The organism is Xanthomonas pisi DSM 18956, from assembly GCF_001010415.1.
In the GTDB taxonomy this organism is placed as follows: Bacteria; Pseudomonadota; Gammaproteobacteria; order Xanthomonadales; family Xanthomonadaceae; genus Xanthomonas; species Xanthomonas pisi.
This window is the reverse complement of record NZ_JPLE01000229.1, coordinates 1-395: the sequence shown is the minus strand read 5'-3', so window position 1 is coordinate 395 and position 395 is coordinate 1. Positions and strand designations below refer to the sequence as shown.

General features: G+C 50.1%; 1 pseudogene. It reads left to right on the top strand.

Annotation, left to right across the window (positions count from 1 at the left end):
- Window positions 1–327 (top strand): annotated as a pseudogene (locus Y887_RS21170) (hypothetical protein); the annotation flags it as partial.
- Window positions 328–395: the final 68 nt, after the last annotated feature.

The following is a 395-nucleotide window of genomic DNA, read 5'->3' as shown; positions in this document are numbered from 1 at the left end:
TGGGGTGAGGCGAATACGAATGATGCGCGGTATGGCGTGTATGACAATACGCACAACAACTTCGGCAGTCGAAAGGGCGGCGACTGGGATAACTACAAATACAACACCTCGACTAACGGCAACCACGTCCACAATATCCAATCTTCTGGGTCACACACCCATGGGTTGAATATAAATTACGCTGGCAATCACAGCCATAGCTATACCCTTCCCGCTCACACTCACGATGTGGTCGGTAACACTGGCAACGCAGGGCAGTCTGTTCCAACGGCTGTCTCAACCCTGCCGCGATATGTCGTCTTGAACGGCTGGTACAGAAGCGCATAAGGTGATTTATGATTAATGCAAACGTAATATCTAAAGGGACCGGATGCAGCATGGATGTCGCAGATAAG